Raw genomic sequence first — 15,196 nt, 5'->3', positions numbered from 1 at the left:
TTAGGTGATAAATGGCGTTATTCACATTTCGTTGGTTAATGTTTGATGCCCACCACGTGATTAAGGCAGTGGTTTAAAAATGGTCATGGTTGGAATATAGGGTTGCAGCGTGAGGTTAGGCAGTGGCAGTAGGGTACGAAGGTTATGCGTGTAGAGTATAAAAATGTCCCGAAAAATAGCTAAGTGCCGTTTCTTTAAATTAGCGCCTTCTACTTGAGATAAAAGTAGAGAGGCGCTTGCTGAGTTATTTCACTGTCCAACCGATACTTTCACCGGCTTTGATCGGTACAACGACATCGTTGCCCAGTGGCAAAGTATCAGCGACCGTCCAGCTTTGCTCCGATAGAGTGACGCTATCTTGGTTTCGTGGCAACTCATAGAAATCTGGCCCATTGTGGCTGGCAAAAGCTTCTAAGTTTTCGAGTTTGTTTTCGTTGGCAAAGACTTCTGCGTATAGCTCAAGTGCTGCGTGAGCAGTATAAGAGCCAGCGCAGCCACACGCATTCTCTTTTTTGCACTTCGAATGCGGCGCTGAATCAGTGCCTAGGAAAAACTTTTTACTGCCGTTGGTCGCCGCTTCAATTAGGGCTAGCTGGTGCGTGTTGCGCTTCAAAATTGGCAAACAGTAAAAGTGCGGTTTAATCCCACCGACAAGCATGTGGTTGCGATTGTATAAAAGGTGATGCGCCGTGATGGTAGCAGCAACATTGTCACTGGCATTTTTGACAAAGTTAGCCGCATCCGCAGTAGTGATATGCTCTAGAACGATTTTAAGATTTGGGAAATCGTTAACGATTGGAGTGAGTACGGTATCGAGAAACTCTTTCTCACGGTCAAAGATGTCGATGTCATCAGTGGTGACTTCACCATGAATTAGCAACAACATGCCGACCTCTTGCATGGCTTTCAGCGCAGGGTATACATTCTTCGCATCGGTAACGCCGGAGTCTGAATTGGTTGTTGCGCCTGCTGGGTAGAGTTTGGCTGCGTGGATATGGCCAGTGGCTTTAGCTTTACGAATCTCTTCAGGGGAAGTGTTATCAGTAAGGTAGAGAGACATGACGGGTTCAAATGTGGCGCTTGGCTTTTCGGCCATGATCCTGTCTCGATATTCCAATGCTAATTCGGTGGTGGTGACAGGAGGGACTGTATTGGGCATGATCAGCGCTCGACCATTGTAGCGGCTAATATCACGCACTGTGTCTTTCAAAAGTGCGCCGTCGCGTAGGTGAACGTGCCAGTCGTCTGGGCGAGTGATTGTCAAGGTTGTCATCAAAGTTGCTCCCATCATTTAATGTTGTTGTTGATTGGAGCCTAGGGCGATTGTGCGAATGACGGAAACGTTTGCGAAAGTTTGCAAAGTTTCACTCGGCCTAGGCGACAGGATAATAGTGGAAAGGCCGCAAGTTTTCATCCACTTTTTTCCTGCTACCCGCGGATATGCATCATTTTAGCCGAATAAGTTACTGAGACGCTTAAAGTTATACCTAGTTTTGATTTATCATTAAGCGACTTAAGGAAATTTACGGTGTGTTATGTCTTCTCCACAGCTATCTCAAATTAATATTTTCCCAGTGAAATCTACCGGCGGGATTTCCCTATCTACATCATGGGTCGAGAAACAAGGCCTTAGTTTCGACCGACGCTTTATGTTGGCGTTGTCGGATGGTGGTATGGTGACGGCGCGAACTCATCCCTCTATGGTACTGATCAAATCGAGTTTGCTTGCGGATGGCATCGTGTTTACCGCGCCTGCGCCTATCAAGCTCTCACCGTTAAAGTTGCATTATGCTGACTTCAAAATGCAGGACACACCCGCTCAAGTTTGGAAGGACAATTTTCCGGCGTTTACCACCACCGATCAGGCCAATGATTGGTTCAGTCAATATTTAAACCAACGTGTTGAGCTGCTTTTTACGGGTAAGCAATCGCAGCGTGTGCGTACCAAACTTGGCCATAATGTGAGTTTTGCCGATGGTTATCCGGTGCTGGTTATTAGTGAGGAATCGTTAGAAGAGCTTAATCGGCGTAGTAGTGAGCAGCATAGCATGGATCAGTTTCGAACCAATTTAGTGGTGTCGGGAGGCGAACCTTTTGCTGAGGATAGCTGGAAACGAATCCGTATTGGTGAAGTGGAGTTTGAATCGGTGAAGCCTTGTATGCGCTGCATTTTAACGACCGTCGATACGAATAACGGCCAATTCCGCCCAACGAAGGAGCCACTCAATACCTTGTCTCAATTTAGAGCGGATGAGCAAGGAGGGGTGTATTTTGGACAGAATCTGGTCGCTTTAAATGAGGGAATGATCCATCAAGGCGATGAAGTCGAAGTATTGGAGTATAAAGACAAAGAAGAGTACTCCGATACTATGTCGCAAAAACGTCAAATGACCTGCGTAGAACGTGAAGACATCGCCCGTAATTTTGTGACTTTTTGGTTTGAACCTGAACACGCGCATCACTTTAATTATCAACCGGGTCAGCACTTACCGATTGAGATTGATGTAGACGGAGAGCATGTAGCGCGTCGCTATACTATGTCATCGAGCCCTTCTAGGCCGGGGCGTTTGGCTATTTCTGTCAAGAGAGTTGATGGCGGCGCTGTGTCGAACTGGTTAATTGATAATTTTAAAGTGGGTGACACCTTATTGGCTGAAGACCCTGATGGCAGCTTCCATCTTGGCGGCAAGCATGATCAGCCCATTCTACTTTTATCGGCAGGCAGCGGTGTAACACCTATGCTTTCAATGCTGCGCTATTTGGCCGATCACGGGCAAGTTAATGATGTGGTGTTTTTCCACCAATGCAGCAAAGAAGAAGATATACCATGCTACGACGAACTCACGCGTTTGTCTGAGCAGCACCAAGGCTTATCGTTGATGATTTCACTCACTCAAGCAACGACGGATTGGAAAGGACTGAAAGGCAGGTTCAGTCTCTCTCAGCTTAAGCAAATTGCTAATGCTACCGAGCGCCAAGTGTTTGTCTGCGGGCCAGATGGATTTATGCAGAAAGCTAAAAATTTGCTGTTAAAGAAAGGGCTGCCGGAGGACAATTATCATCAAGAAGCCTTTGGTGTTGCGCAGCAAACAGGAAAACCAATAAAGAAATTACAGTTGAGCTTGAATGGCTATTTGTTTGAAGGTGATAACCAAACGCCATTACTTGAACAGGCAGAGAAAGCGGGGCTTTCTATTGCCAATAGCTGCAGAGCAGGGTTTTGCGGTGCTTGCCGAGTCACGATTGAATCAGGTAAGGTTCATCAGCCAGATGTGCCCGCATTGCAAGACAGTGAACGTCATATGGGAATCGCACTTGCGTGTTGCTGCATTCCTGAAACCGATATTGAAGCGCGAGATTAAGCCATCTGTGCATTATGTAGTGGTCACACCGTAGAGGTGTGACCAAGTCTATCTCAGCCAGCATTAGACGATGTTACTTTGCGTTTTTAACACGCAGTTTATTGTTGTTATCTCGGCTGTTGCGAATCAATTCGTCGTCTTGAGCGATGGTGTTCGATTTTGCTAGTCGGTCATATAGCACCACGTTGACGGATGCGGCTAGATTCATGCAACCAACAGTTGGCATATAAACCACGTGGTCAGCTTTGTTGGCGATAGCTTGACCAATGGAACCATCTTCAGGGCCAAAGATATAAATGGCTTTGTCTGGGTGTTGAAAAAGAGGCAAGGGTGTCGCCCCTTCAGCCAACTCAATGCAAACCACTTTCACATCCGACGGTAACTCGTCAAGGAGAGATTCCATGCTAGTTAGGGGAATGCTGTGCCTTGCTGATTTTGTATCGGTCGTTAACTTAACTGCTCTATCATAGCGTTGACCCGTATATCTCACGCTGTCTGCTTGATAGCACCCCGCAGCTCGCATGACGCTACCAACGTTTTCAGGGCTTTTCGGGTTAATTAATCCAATGATCGTGTGAGTATCTTTCATAGTGCGTCTCTGTAAACTAACGTTGCTGCAAAGGTGCTGCTTATTGAAGGGCAGCATTCTAGCAAAGCAGTCGGCAATTCAAAAGGAGTGACTCATCGAGTTAAATAATTTTTGGATCAGAGTATTCGCGAGGCGCAGTTCGGAGTTGAATTTAGGCCTGAGTTTGAGCACAGGCAATTCATCAAAACTCATTCATCAAAACTCATTTCAGAGGCGGCTGGATATTTAGTAGGTAGTAGGTAAAAGCCAGCGAAATTAGGGTAAGCAAGATAGGAAAAACCCCTATTCGTATGAATAGGGGTTTTCCTACCAAAATTATCATTATTGTCGATGTGATTTTGGTGTTTACCAACTGACGGTTAGTAACTGACTGACTCAATCAGTGCAGTGCACAAAGACATAGAGTAACGTATTCATACTAAATCAGTTTTCTAGTTCGTCAATTGCATAAGGTGTCTTTTTCCGCTAATAAAAGTAGTACGGGAGGGGTTTCATTCAACTCTTTGTATTCAGTCACATAAATCACGTAACGTGCTGCAACTCACCTTGTGCGCACTTGTGCATATGATTATACCACTTGAATTGTGACATTATTCTCTTTTGCGAATGCATCGATATTTTTGGGTGGATGCTCATCGGTCAAAATAAGATCGACATCAGCCACAGTGCCAAGTTTAACCATTGCATTACGGCCAAATTTACTGTGATCGACACCTAGATACACACAACGGCTGTTTTCAATGATGGCGCGTTTTACCCGCACTTCGTGATAGTCAAAATCGAGCAATGAGCCATCAAAATCAATCCCACTGATACCGAGAATGCCAAAATCGAGACGAAATTGGGAGATGAAATCAAGAGTAGCTTCCCCTGTGACACCACCATCTTTGCTACGCACTTCGCCACCTGCGAGAATGACTTTGAATTCTGGCTTCGCCATCAAAATGGTGGCGACGTTGATATTGTTGGTAACGATACGTAGATTTTGATGCTGCACCATGAGTGCTCTAGCGACCGCTTCAGGTGTGGTACCGATATCGATAAATAAGGTAGCGCCGTCGGGGATGTGTTCGACTAACGCTGAGGCGATACGCTCTTTTTCTTTTTGCTGTTGATCGCGGCGAGTGTGATAGGCAGAGTTTTCTGAGCTGGTGGCTATCGTCGCACCACCATGATTACGTCTTAGCTTATTTTCGTCTGCTAGCTCGTTAAGATCGCGGCGAATGGTTTGTGGGCTGACGTTGAATCGTTCTACCAGATCGTCAGTGCTAACAAATCCATGCGTTTTAACTAACTCTATAATTTCTTGATGGCGCTTAATCGCTTTCAATGTCCTTACCCTTTTCGAAATGTTCTAAGGCAAGCCACACAGCGAGTCCTGCCATCATGTTTTAATGAAAGCAGGGCTTGTGTTACTTGGCTTCAAGCATTGTACGGCTTGTGAATGCGAATTCAACGCCAACAAAGGGCTAAGTCACGGAATTTGTTGACGTGTCTCAACTCTTGACGCTTTGTTCGCTTATGAAGTTACCCTAACGCCTTTTTTTCGCGGTTTTTTGCTGATGGGTAGCTGTGACAAGAGAACCCCAGTGATCACTGCGACGCCACCGACGATATGGTAAAGGTGGATGGGTTCATCTAAGAAGTTTGCTGCCAAAATAAGGGTAATGACTGGGCTAAGATTCATAAACATAGCGCTGGCTTCAGCGCCTAGTTGGCGTATGGATTTAACCCACAACCAAGGAGCTATGACAGAAGCGGGTATGGCTGCATACATGACAACTGGCAATGAAGCTTGAGAAGGGATGATTTGGTGGCTGGTAAGAAGTAGCGGTAGAAGGATGATCACCGCGAATACCCCTTGCATGTAGATAAATGTCCACGTACTTAGGGGCATATTCCAGCGCTTAACCAATACACAGTAAAGGGCGTAGACACTGGCTGACGCGATCATTAGACCGTCTCCTTGGGTAACGGTTCTATGGGTAAAGAACAGTATATCTCCTCTACCGAGCATATATGATAAGCCGAGTAGTGAAACAACCCCACCAATGATATTCAGTGACGATAAGCGGTTTTTGAGCAAAGGCACGCTCAGAAAAACGCTAAGTAAAGGCACTAATGCCATGATCAAAGCCATGTTTGAAGCCGTGGTACTTTGCGCGGCATAGTAGCCAAGAGATTGTGTGATAGCCATCCCCAACAACGCCAATATTGCTAGCTTGAGCCAGCTCTCTTTGATGACAGCCCATTGTTTTATCACACCGGGAATACAAACTGGAGTGAGTAGGACTACCGCAATAAACCAGCGATAAAAGCTCATAGCATTGGGCTCGATCACTGACGCCGCGAGTTTGTTGTTGATGGCGTTACCACTCCATATAAGTACGGTGATAAAGGGGAATAGGTAAATCATGTCGTCTGCTTATAATGGGAAAAGATTGGCGCTAGTGTCGCAAGTCTGTTATAGATTATGTATCTGTAAAACGACAACGAGAGTGATGTGAAGACAGTACCGGGAAAATCAGAACGGGTACAACATCCGTCGGTATCTTTAGAGCGAGCGCCAGCTGAGGTGTTTATGTATTTTGATGCTTTCGTCTCCAATACAGAAACTCGAGAACATAGCCACGAGTGGGGGCAAATTCAGCTAATCAGCGGTGGCATCCTAGAAATGGAGTCGCAATCAACCCGATTTTTAGCCCCGCCACATTTAGCCATTTGGGTGCCTGCTGGGATTATGCATCGCAGCTACAATCGCAAGCCATTGCAATATTGCTCAATCAATATCGTTGGACATAGTGAGCACTTTCCCAGTCATGTCAGCCTACTGAGTATCACACCGGTTGTTTTAGCGATAGTTGAGGATTTTCGCTCAAGGGAAGTAAGCGTTGCACGCTCAGAAGAGGACAAAAGATTGGTGCAAGTCTTGCTAGACCAGTTGGCCAAGCAGGAGGTTCAGCAGCATTTTCTGCCGTCTTCCAATCATAAACATTTACTGCCAATTTTAGACTGCCTTGAGCACGATCCTACAGACAACACCAGCTTACGTGAGTGGGCTACTCGTATGCACATGACCGAGCGGACTTTAGCGCGTTATTGCCAAGCTGAACTTGGAATGAGCTTTACAGAGTGGCGCTTAAGGATGCGTTATCTCCATTCGTTGGAGTTGTTGCGAAGCGGCGTTTCGGTGAAAGAAGTAGCATTGACCTTAGGGTATAACCAAGCGAGCCCATTCATTTCAATGTTTAAAAAATACAGCGGCCTGACGCCGGAGCAGTATAAGAATCGTGTGCTTTAACTTTTAGGATGAGGCAAATTTTTGTGTTGCTTGCACTATAAGTGGTTGATTTAGTAATAGTACTCTCTTTCAATAAAAGTACCGATTATCTTATCGTGCATAGCTTCTGACTTGGAAAGCCGATCGTTTTTCTCACTCATCTCTTTAGTCGAGTGCGTCAAGTGAGATTGGTTCGCTCGATTCTCTGTGTGTATCGTTTGCCCACGATGTGTTTTTCACGTGGTAAATTTGCTGTGTAAACACTGAAGTTATCCGTACAGAAGAAATTGACGGTAAAGGGAGTCAGCAAGCTTTGGAGACGCTTAAATGCTTGGCTGTTCCGCTTGCCAAATGCGTGAGCAATAATACGTTTAAACCTCGGCTCCCATGCTTACCACAACCAACGCTGGTTCTTTTTATTCCCCACAAAAGACCATTGTTCGTCGACTTCACAAATCAATTCAATACTCGCGGCATCAAACGGGATCGTGGTTACTTGCCTTGGTTGGAGTTTTTTAGAGTGCGCAAAACGGTGTTGTAACCGACTTTCAGCACTCGCCCTATGTCTCGAAGGCCCGCGCTATTCATGGCCATATCGACAATCTTTTCCTTAACTCCCGGCTTACAGGCTTCATAAGCATAATTGAGGAGGAAGCACCGTTTATATTCTAAACAACGGATCGCTGGATACTTCTCGGGTTCCGTCCGTGCTTTTTGACAGGGTTAGTTTGAGAACAAAAACGACATTTCACGTTAATGGTAGCTAGCGACATGTTCTAATTCCCCATTATTTCATCATAAGTACCACTTTTTATGACATTATCTAAACTTGTATTAAATTTGTCTAACATTTCTATATCAATCGACTTCTTGCTCATAATTACGTGATACTTATCCGTTATTGATATCGAAGGGTGAGTTATAATATCTTCATCTTTCCCCATCTTATTTATTAGCGCTATCCCAGATTCATGGTTCATAAAATAACCATCTATACGCCTTGCTAATAACTTTTTTACATTTGCAGAAACAGAAGTTAAAACTTGTATATTTTTTTTAAATTCAGGGTCATTTGATAGCCTCTCAAATTCTTGACCGTAATATGCCCCACGTAAAACCCCTAATTGAAAGTTATTTTTTTTAATATCTTCAAAGGAATTTATATCATGCGTTTCCATGTCAACTTTTAATATAAAAAATGAAATTTTACTATTAATGTAAGGTTCTGAATAATGCGCCCATACTGCTCGATCTTTGGTCCATGATGCCCCAGCAGCCATATCAATGTGACCTTTTTTTACTTCTAGAAGTAATCGCTTCCATGGCATTTCTTTAAACTTAATATGGCACCCCATACCAGAGGTAACAGCCTTTATTAGCTCTATGTGCTTACCAGTTACTTGATTTTTTTCGTTAGCATACATAAATGGAGGCCAAGAAGTCCATCCCATACTTAGAATACAAGGAGAATCAGCCATGACATAATTACTTGAAATAAAAAGTGAAATTATTATTGCTATTTGTTTCTTTTTTAATGTAAACATGCGTATAGGCGTCCTTTAACTACTTCATTCGATAAGTTCCTTATTAGGAATATAAATATAGGACAACCCTTTTAAAAAACCAAAAACTTAGGGCCTTCTTTCAGATAATAACTGCGATTTTCATGGAAGATGGGTCATGACGCCAAGTGGTTGAATTAGTGTATAATCGTTCTTTGTCCACGTATTGAATGATGGCTACCATTAAACCTGAAGTGTCGTTTTTTTCTCCGACTGTTCTTGCCAACTCCAACCGGACACACTTCTAAAGGGAATTTCGAACTCAACGGGACGCAACATTCACTTTGCCATATTTCCACTAATCTGAAGTCGCTTAGATGGAACGGCGATCGTAAACAGGAATTGCCCCGAAACTGCTTACGATTTTGTCTTAGATTAACCGCCAATCTAAAATGTCCCTTACTAAAATTCATGCGTAAAATCCGTTGTATTTCCCACAACCTCACTTAGGTTCGTGTCCAGTATTGGTGGAGTAGATCATTATAAAGGTTCCCCTTTTGGCAAATATTCGCAATACTATTCAGCTAAATACTTTGACCAAATTTTTGTGACCGTGCCATCCTGTTGCATGCTGATTACCGCAGCTTTAAGGCGAGTGATGGCAGCCTTATCGTCAAAATGATGGGAAACATGTAGAATCGAACCTTGAGTTTTGAATATATATGGTTGTCCTAAATCTTTTCGGGAAATATCCATCTTATTAATCCAATAATACAGCGCAAGATCAACTCCCACCAGCGCCTTGATTCGCCCCGCTAGTAGCATTTTTAGTCCTTGCTTAAAGTCCTTGAATTGTACCAATTTCATCTGGCTTATTTCTGGTTCGTCACTAAGGCTTGTGCCGCGAACAATACCGACCTTTTTTCCCTTTAGCTCTTCTAAGCTCTGAATATCATGCACTTTTCGCCCGACAACGAGGGTTTTCAGATGATAAACCGGTATTACTTCAATGACCTTATTACCAAGATTCGTATTGTGTGTGAAAATGGACATATCTGACTTTCCCGACGTTAGGTCATGGATCATACGTCGATATGGCTTAATTGAGTTAACGTAATTCAAGTTGGCCCGCCTAGCAATTTCATTACTGATCTCATAGACGGCCCCCTTATTTTCACCATTTTCTTTAATTCCAGCGGGTGCCACCTGCATAGTTACAATCCGAAGCAGTTCCGTTTCAGAGCGAAGAGGAAAACCCACCCCAATTATACTGCATACTACCAGAGAGAATAAATACCTCATGCTCACCCACTTAACCATTAACCCTATAGTTGAAGTGTAGCCAAAAACACGATGTCTCATCCATCAAGTTTAAGCTAACGTATTATTTATATTCGTGGTCATTGAAGATAGTTAACTTTTCTGGTCGTGGACTCCAATTAGTTGAGACACTAGTAATACTCTCGTTCTATGAAAGTCCCAATCACCTTGTCGTGCATAGCTTCTGACTTAGAGAAGCCAATCGTTTTTCTCACTAATCTCTTTAGTCGAGTGCGCAAAGTGAGATAGGTCCGCTAGAATCTCTGTGTAGCGTTTGCCCACAATGTGTTTTTCGCGTGGTAAGTTTGCCGAATAAACACTGAAGTCATCCGTATAGAAGGAATTGATGGTAAAGGGAGTCAGCAAGCTTTGGAGGCGCTTGAATGCTTGGCTGTTCCGCTTTCCGAATGCAAGGGCGACAATGCGTTTGAACCTTGGTTCCCATGCGCACCACAACCAACGTTGATTCTTTTTATTTCCGACAGAGGACTATTGTTCGTCGACTTCGCAAATCAGTTCAATATTCACGGTATCAAACAGGATAGTGGTCACTTGCCTCGGTTGGAGTTTTTTAGAGTGCGTAAAACGGTATTGTAACCGACCTTTAGGACTCTACCTGTATCCCTTAATCCTGCCCCATTCATCGCCATATCAATGATTTTTTCTTTTACATAGGGCTTCCACGCTTCATATTCATAATCCAGTTGGAAGGTGCGTTTACACTCAAGGCAGCGGTAACGCTGTTGCCCAGTTGAACCCGTTCCATGCTTTCTCACGGGGTTAGTCTGCGAACAGAATCGGCTAGGTACTTCAATGGTGGTCACGATCACTTCCTAAATGTGAAATATACTATATATCAATGAGTTGGCGTAATAACTTATCACGAGGAAAATAAATTTCTAATGAACGCTTCCGTTGAAAAGTTAATCGATCTAAAGCGAGAAATTGATGGGGTCCACTTATCCTATACTCTTGAGACGGTATTGAGAAAGTAGAAAGCGAAATGAAAAAAATGCACCAATTGAGTGTTCATGGGAAATGGACATTAGAATTTAAAAATAGAATATTACATACTCAAGTTAGTGGCCCTACGAATAAAGAGGCAAGCGACGAATGGCTAGAGGATGCCCTAAAGGTAATCGAGCTGTCAGATGATTGTTACGAAGACCCTTGGGTAGTTATCAATGATGCAAGAGATTGGGAAATGGCATCGTTGGATTTTTGGGAATCGGCAAATGATGTAATACATTTTCTTGAAGAGAAAAATTGTGTGCTTTTTGTAGTGGTTTTCTCAAGAAAAATACACCAGTACACGTTAGAGAAAGGACTCGATGATCAAAGTATTGTTAAACTTTTTGGTGATTACGACGAGGCATATCAGGCATGCATCGATAAATTGGCATACCAAGCTGGGTAAATCGATTTAATATCGATGCGCCTAGCATCATTTCCTGTTGTTGATTTTCAAAGTCTCTGCTGTGTAATTTGAATTGTGTCTGAAAAACGGTATACCGGCACTTTCCAAAAAAATATGCGACAGAACCGCTAAGATTCACTTGTTAATCATGGGGGCTAGCGTAAAACTATTTTAGGTATCAACTACCATTGACCTTAGTTTGGCTGGAGTTCCTGACAAACCGAACCAACTGCTGAATTTCCTAGTATTTGGTTACGTAATGATGGCTTTTTCTTGAAGCCTGCACCACGATAAGCATTTGTCATGGTTATCAAATATTTGGTATATCATACCTAGATCTTTCGTTGCTTTATCCATAGCTTGATCGGCCATGTCTATGATAAATTGTTTCGAATAGCTAACCCCACCGAATTGACAACCATTTTTAGCTACCCAAGTCATAAATAAGAAGATCTTTTCCCATGCATCAGGCGTGGCTATTTCCCATTCAGTGGAATTAATACAGAATCCCCAATGTGTTAAGCCGCTTTTTTTTAGCTCTCGTACCCACTGAGATTGGCAATAATTCAATTGCTTCTAGATTCCATGACCCCCAACTTCGAGCGATAAGAAGACTTCCCTCAAAATGAAACTCATGCCCGCCATGAATATTCCGCTGTGTCATATTTTTCTTCTAACTTGGTGTGTTCTAATCCAGTATAGGGTATGAGGGCCATAGGTAAAGTGGGCGGATTCTCACAGAGACGAGCTGCCTGCCATGTCCTATCCTGATTTCAAATGAAAACACTTTACTCCCGATGGACGCTCAGTTTATTTTGCAATACTTTGCCTTATCTGAGTAGGCTGGACACAGTCATTATACCTAGCTCGTTTTTGTCCAGGAATGAGCTAGAAGGCTTGATTTGTCTCGTACGTTCAAATTAGGAAAGTATTGTAAACTCACCCAATGACTCTAGCTCTCGTCAGGACAATTATAAATTTCGCAGTCAGTTTAGGTGTAACGGGAAGCCCAACAAAAAAGCCTACGTGGCGCTTTCGCTAGGGTAACCTTCCCTCTAACAACTGTACTTTACTTTGATACTGGAGAAAGCCCTTCCACCAATATAAAAGGGTTTACCCTCAATGAGAGCTGCCAAAGTAATTCAAACAAGATTACGAGTGGCTACACCGATACCCGAACCATCGAATCAATGAGCTTTTATCCTCCCTCCATTGAGTGCCCTAACACCACGATGGAATTTGCAGTATTGCTCGATATGGAAGATGGATCCGCGCAGCAACTTACACAGTCATTGCCTACTGGTATGCTTTGGTTAAATGTTGACGAGAATACATACTCTTTAAATCGTGAACCTATCGTTTATCCCGCGATGCAGGCGCGAAAGAACCAACAAATTCGCCACCTATAGTGAACTGTGGCCTTCCGTATTTCCATTGACACTCATTTTTTCTATTGGGTAACGCAGTACTTCATATACATATTGAATATTATCTTCTATCCAGTTGGGGTTTATCGCTCCCCAAGCAACTATGCGGTACTTACCTCTCTCATGTTGTTCAATAGTCACTTCCAGTTCTTGTATGGCTTTAATAGTATCCTGAGCCGTTCTTCGTGGCATCCCTGTCGCCTCTATAATGGCTGGGAGCGTATTTTTCCCGCTATCGATTAAATACGCCACCAGCAAGCGACGAAGAAATGATGTCTGGGTTTTGCTTGCGGTTTGAGATGTCATCCTATTTTTCCTAAAAGGTAGTATCGCCATGGGAGTTTGATTGTAATCTATTGGCACCTTACCCAATAGATAAAGTTTACATAGCGCTTTGATATACTTGAAATTAAGGCTTGATTGTATGGTTTCTAGCCATAGTTCTTTTTCTCTACCAGCCGCGTTACGTACTCGGCCGTAAGAGCCCAGAGATAGGAGATCAATGTTTAATCTGACATTGTCGAATTCTGACGATAACCCAAACAGATGCACTCTGCCGAGGTAAATTTGTACGGACTAGTGTCGGTAGACAAAAGCAAGCTAGCCCTTATTCTCTTATCAGTAGAGGTTGGATTAGAGTGATTTCGATTACCGATACAATGATGAGTACACTAATGAGCAACAGTATAACGCCCGCAGCTCTATGAAAAAATTTGGGCCATATACGCCACATTTTTTCCTCGTGAACCACCTTTCGGTAGTAGTCTAAGTTTGCGAGCATTGCACAAAAAAAAGCGGGAATAAACCAGTAGAGCATTTCCGGTACTTTAAAACTGCCAGTGTGATCTATCACAGTCAACAGCTGTGTCCACAGGAGGGTTAGAGACAAAATCATGCAAGCTTTATAGGGCATCCCTTTGAGTACGTAATATATGAAACCAAAGAAGAAAGCCCAAAGGTTATAGTTAATACCATACCTATCCCGCCAACCTAATTCATTGTATTCATTAGTAGCCATATACCCAAAACGACCTAATCTATCACCTTGCATCAAGTCGAACACCTTGAAACGTCGTTTCCATCGGTTACTAACTTTTAGGTCATCAATATCTACCGTATGTGAGCTCATAAGGTTTCCAGTCTTTTAGCATTACCCTTTTTAAGATTATGTAAATCTCTGTAGAACTCAAGTTCAATGCTTTTCCTTGTTGTGGACAAGTGTCGCCCCACATTAAAGATTGAAACCGGACAACAAAGTGTGGAACTTTGCCAATAAAGATCGAAACTTCTCGAGCCGAGAGTGACTCGGATATGCCCCGGAGTCATCTAGCGCAACGATGGAAGGAAATTGAATTATATTTGACCAACTTGAAGCAATCCGAACATTGGCCCAATTGAGCCCAAAATTTGAGTCGATGGCGGGAAAGTATGGCCTGCCGTGTGTTAGCTATACTGAATCTAGGTTTTTCCCTTCATTCGGTGACTAACGATGACACAGCGAAATATCCATGGTGTGTTTACCATGACCTTCGACAACAGAGTACTGGACTCCAAAGTGGTAGGTGAAACAAATAAAGAGTTAAGCCTCGAATGGTTTGAGGAGCTGCAAAGGTTGCTGTTTTCTTCCAGTGAAGGCGATACATTACCTTGGGCACTTTTGCATGATTGTAGTCAATGGATAGGTTCGTCGATGGATGCTTGGGAAGCGAACAACACTATTACAGATTGGATGATTGAACGCAATTGCGTTTTTTCAGCGATAGTTGTGCCAGGTCAGTTGCAACATTTTGTCGTTGAAAAAGAAATCAAAAACCAAGAAATTACCCATTTTTTTACCAACAGAGAAAAAGCCTATCAAGCATGCTTAGATAAGATCAACGAAGTTAACAAACGTCAAAATCAGTAGTCATGAAGGGCGTTGTTGAACAAATCAGGTTGAAGACAGATCTTACCTACGCTTAGCTTCCGTTAGTGTCTAACAGGCATACCTAGTCCTATGACTTTGTTCATGGCTTTGACATTAGCGAGTGCCTCACCGACTTGAGCGTTGTAATGCCTTAAGCTCAATTGACCGCTAGTGAGTCCTTTGTATCGAGACATGGCCGTCTCAGACAGGGAGCGGTCATGGTAACCAGGGTCGATTTTCCATTGGGTTAACGTGTCATTTTTTAACGCTTTAACCGCTTCGTTTCTTGGGTGCCCATCATCCCAAAAGGCCGCATTTTTACGTGGGGGTATTAATGGCGTTATCCCTTTTTGTTGCAACACGTTATGGCACTCCTTTGTGTCGTACGCCGCT

At 43.3% G+C, this 15,196-nt stretch carries 15 protein-coding genes and 2 pseudogenes; 5 read left to right on the top strand and 12 right to left on the bottom strand.

Features of this window, described 5'->3' with window-relative positions; genetic code table 11:
- Nucleotides 1–244: 244 nt before the first annotated feature.
- A complete protein-coding gene (gene pyrC, locus L4C34_RS14145; protein WP_428789998.1) occupies nucleotides 245–1,273 on the bottom strand; it encodes a dihydroorotase in 1,029 nt (342 codons plus the stop codon).
- Nucleotides 1,274–1,535: 262 nt separating this feature from the next.
- Between pyrC and L4C34_RS14140 the strand changes: the two genes are divergently transcribed.
- Nucleotides 1,536–3,362 carry an MOSC N-terminal beta barrel domain-containing protein gene (locus L4C34_RS14140; RefSeq protein ID WP_428789997.1) on the top strand — a complete coding sequence of 609 codons (1,827 nt, stop codon included), beginning with the start codon at nucleotides 1,536–1,538 and terminating at the stop codon, nucleotides 3,360–3,362.
- Nucleotides 3,363–3,435: 73 nt separating this feature from the next.
- Here the strand turns inward: L4C34_RS14140 and L4C34_RS14135 are convergent, their stop codons facing one another.
- The 3 genes from L4C34_RS14135 to L4C34_RS14125 all read right to left on the bottom strand — a co-directional run bounded on the left by L4C34_RS14135 (nucleotide 3,436) and on the right by L4C34_RS14125 (nucleotide 6,367).
- Nucleotides 3,436–3,951 (bottom strand): RNA methyltransferase, encoded by a 516-nt coding sequence (locus tag L4C34_RS14135; protein WP_428789996.1) that lies wholly within the window; start codon nucleotides 3,949–3,951, stop codon nucleotides 3,436–3,438.
- Between the two features lie 568 nt (nucleotides 3,952–4,519).
- On the bottom strand, nucleotides 4,520–5,281 hold the full coding sequence (locus tag L4C34_RS14130) for a DeoR/GlpR family transcriptional regulator (RefSeq protein ID WP_428789995.1): 762 nt from the start codon (nucleotides 5,279–5,281) through the stop codon (nucleotides 4,520–4,522).
- A gap of 189 nt (nucleotides 5,282–5,470) precedes the next feature.
- On the bottom strand, nucleotides 5,471–6,367 hold the full coding sequence (locus L4C34_RS14125; protein WP_428789994.1) for a DMT family transporter: 897 nt from the start codon (nucleotides 6,365–6,367) through the stop codon (nucleotides 5,471–5,473).
- 165 nt (nucleotides 6,368–6,532) lie between these two features.
- On the opposite strand from L4C34_RS14125, the gene L4C34_RS14120 reads away from it, so the two are divergent.
- Nucleotides 6,533–7,252: an AraC family transcriptional regulator gene (locus tag L4C34_RS14120; RefSeq protein ID WP_428790104.1), complete on the top strand. Its 720-nt coding sequence runs from the start codon at nucleotides 6,533–6,535 to the stop codon at nucleotides 7,250–7,252.
- 50 nt (nucleotides 7,253–7,302) lie between these two features.
- Here L4C34_RS14120 and L4C34_RS14115 read toward each other — a convergent pair.
- The 4 genes and pseudogenes from L4C34_RS14115 to L4C34_RS14100 form a co-directional block, all read right to left on the bottom strand.
- A pseudogene (locus tag L4C34_RS14115) lies at nucleotides 7,303–8,004 on the bottom strand (IS1 family transposase).
- Nucleotides 8,005–8,007: 3 nt separating this feature from the next.
- A complete protein-coding gene (locus L4C34_RS14110; RefSeq protein ID WP_428789993.1) occupies nucleotides 8,008–8,775 on the bottom strand; it encodes a substrate-binding periplasmic protein in 768 nt (255 codons plus the stop codon).
- Nucleotides 8,776–9,309: 534 nt separating this feature from the next.
- Entirely contained in the window at nucleotides 9,310–9,993 is a 684-nt protein-coding gene (locus L4C34_RS14105) for a substrate-binding periplasmic protein (protein WP_428789992.1), read from the bottom strand.
- 191 nt (nucleotides 9,994–10,184) lie between these two features.
- A pseudogene (locus L4C34_RS14100) lies at nucleotides 10,185–10,877 on the bottom strand (IS1 family transposase).
- 179 nt (nucleotides 10,878–11,056) lie between these two features.
- Between L4C34_RS14100 and L4C34_RS14095 the strand changes: the two are divergent.
- Nucleotides 11,057–11,470: a hypothetical protein gene (locus tag L4C34_RS14095; protein ID WP_428789991.1), complete on the top strand. Its 414-nt coding sequence runs from the start codon at nucleotides 11,057–11,059 to the stop codon at nucleotides 11,468–11,470.
- A 252-nt stretch (nucleotides 11,471–11,722) separates the two neighbouring features.
- Here L4C34_RS14095 and L4C34_RS14090 read toward each other — a convergent pair whose 3' ends face one another.
- Nucleotides 11,723–12,040, bottom strand: coding sequence for a hypothetical protein (locus L4C34_RS14090; protein WP_428789990.1), 318 nt, complete (start codon nucleotides 12,038–12,040; stop codon nucleotides 11,723–11,725).
- Nucleotides 12,041–12,660: 620 nt separating this feature from the next.
- On the opposite strand from L4C34_RS14090, the gene L4C34_RS14085 reads away from it, so the two are divergent.
- Nucleotides 12,661–12,879 (top strand): hypothetical protein, encoded by a 219-nt coding sequence (locus L4C34_RS14085; protein ID WP_428789989.1) that lies wholly within the window; start codon nucleotides 12,661–12,663, stop codon nucleotides 12,877–12,879.
- On the opposite strand, the gene L4C34_RS14080 is transcribed toward L4C34_RS14085, so the two are convergent.
- Both L4C34_RS14080 and L4C34_RS14075 read right to left on the bottom strand, forming a co-directional pair.
- Nucleotides 12,874–13,203, bottom strand: a complete 330-nt coding sequence (locus tag L4C34_RS14080; RefSeq protein ID WP_428789988.1) for a helix-turn-helix domain-containing protein — start codon at nucleotides 13,201–13,203, stop codon at nucleotides 12,874–12,876. The genes L4C34_RS14085 and L4C34_RS14080 overlap by 6 nt on opposite strands.
- A gap of 301 nt (nucleotides 13,204–13,504) precedes the next feature.
- Entirely contained in the window at nucleotides 13,505–14,026 is a 522-nt protein-coding gene (locus tag L4C34_RS14075; RefSeq protein WP_428789987.1) for a DUF2628 domain-containing protein, read from the bottom strand.
- A gap of 360 nt (nucleotides 14,027–14,386) precedes the next feature.
- On the opposite strand from L4C34_RS14075, the gene L4C34_RS14070 reads away from it, so the two are divergent.
- Nucleotides 14,387–14,803, top strand: coding sequence for a hypothetical protein (locus L4C34_RS14070; protein WP_428789986.1), 417 nt, complete (start codon nucleotides 14,387–14,389; stop codon nucleotides 14,801–14,803).
- A 62-nt stretch (nucleotides 14,804–14,865) separates the two neighbouring features.
- On the opposite strand, the gene L4C34_RS14065 is transcribed toward L4C34_RS14070, so the two are convergent.
- The coding region (locus tag L4C34_RS14065) for a transposase (protein ID WP_428789985.1) at nucleotides 14,866–15,196 on the bottom strand (331 nt) is incomplete at its 5' end.

The sequence above is a fragment of the Vibrio profundum genome, from assembly GCF_050337555.1.
GTDB lineage: Bacteria > Pseudomonadota > Gammaproteobacteria > Enterobacterales > Vibrionaceae > Vibrio > Vibrio profundum.
Note: the sequence above shows the minus strand (reverse complement) of the source record. Positions and strands in the feature narration are given on the sequence as shown.